We start from the raw sequence: 1784 nt of genomic DNA, 5'->3' as shown, positions 1-1784 counted from the left end.
TGAGGATCACCAGAATTCGCGATGGATCGCCGAGCCGCTGCGGCTGCTGGACTGCTGCCAGGAGACCGACGGCGCCGTGGCGGTCGTCGTCACCTCGGCCGAGCGGGCGAAGGATCTTCCGAACCGGCCGGCCGTCATTGCCGCGGCCGCGCAAGGCGCGAGCCCGGACCAGTATTCGATGACCAGCTACTACCGACCGGAGCTGGGCGGACTGCCCGAGATGGGATTAGTGGGCAGGCAGCTGTGGGCGCAGTCCGGACTCGAGCCCGCCGACATCCAGACCGCGGTCCTCTACGACCACTTCACCCCGTTCACACTGATCCAGTTGGAGGAGCTGGGGTTCTGCGGTTGGGGCGAGGCCAAGCACTTCATCGCCGACGGCGGCATCGAACTGGGCGGGCGGTTGCCGGTCAACACCCACGGCGGCCAGCTCGGTGAGGCCTACATCCACGGCATGAACGGCATCGCCGAAGGCGTGCGCCAGCTGCGGGGTACGTCGGTGAACCAGGTGGAGGACGTCGAACACGTCCTCGTCACCGCCGGCACCGGCGTGCCGACGTCGGGGTTGATCCTCGGCTAACAGCCGCCCGAGGGCGGGCTGCAAGCGGGCACCTTTGGCGAGTCAACGGAGATCTTTACAGCCTCTCAGCAGTGGGTTATCCTCCGCAAACCACCCAGTTTTGGATCGACTAAGCGGAGGGCAGCGTGCCAACCATCATGTTCAGACTCGTCACACTGCGACCAACTGCCGCACGCGTCCGGGCCGGTCGCCGGGCCGCTCGAGCGGCCCGTGCTGCGGCAACCGCGGCGGCCGGCGTGCTGGCGATCACGACGATGGCCGCGCAGGTGACCGCTGCCGGTCCGGTGGTGTCCAGTCCGGCTGTAAAACTTCTGTCCACCTCGGACTCGCTGCTGCCCGTGATTCAGGGACTGCTCGCCGAACAGCAACAGATGCAAGCGCAGATGACTCAGTACCCGTTCATCAGTCCCATTGACCTGTCGATGACCCACGAGTATGCGCAGAATGTTCTCCAGACTATGTTGGCCGCGCAGACGGTCGCGTTTAACTATCTCGACCTGAACAACGTGGCGATCCCGTTTGCCCCATACGGGTGGGACGCGCCCGGTGCCAACAATCAAAACCTTCTCGTGTATCAGAATCCAGACGACCAGTACACGTCTTTGCCGCTCTCACCGAGCCATACATACACGATGACGATCGATCCCCCCGCTGGTCCCAATGGCACCGGAGATGTGAGTTTCACGTTCCTTGCCGGCAACGGTGTGACGACCCCCTTCGTCAACTCTGCTACCGACGACCACGCTCTCGGCAGTGTCGAATTATCGCAATTCACTCCCAATGCCAACGGCAGCTACACCATCACCTTCAGTCCAACTCACCACTCAGGCAACTGGATCGAGATCCCCACCGACTCCGAGAGGACGATCGTCCGTGACAGCGTCGTGAACTGGGGCCTGCCGCACGACAGCTTTTCCATCTCGGAACAGGGCGTGAAGAGCCCTACCGGGGCTCCACTGCTGACGGATCAACAGATCGCGTCGATACTGGATCCCGTCGCGGCCAACGGCGCTCAGGAAGCCGGTTCGCCAGATTACCTGGGGCAGTTAACGGCAACCAATGCGCCGGCGCCCAACACGCTCACCGACATACAGCCGACCGACACGTTCATGCCGGGGCCGCTGCTGACGGGCAACAACCAATGGCTTAGCGCCGGTGACTACTCGCTTCAACCTGATCAGGCGCTCATCGTCAAGGTGCCCAC

The 1784-nt window shown here is 63.4% G+C and carries 2 protein-coding genes; both read left to right on the top strand.

Annotated features, from left to right (window positions below):
• The coding region (locus tag AC2VOP_RS07715; protein WP_486960413.1) for a thiolase C-terminal domain-containing protein at nucleotides 1–580 on the top strand (580 nt) is incomplete at its 5' end.
• A gap of 236 nt (nucleotides 581–816) precedes the next feature.
• Nucleotides 817–1784, top strand: a 968-nt coding sequence (locus tag AC2VOP_RS07710) for a DUF1214 domain-containing protein (RefSeq protein ID WP_486960412.1), incomplete at its 3' end; no start/stop codon positions are given.

This window comes from Mycobacterium sp. TH-M106 (assembly GCF_057473765.1).
The sequence above is the reverse complement of the archived record's forward strand: the minus strand, read 5'-3'. Positions and strand labels throughout refer to the sequence as shown.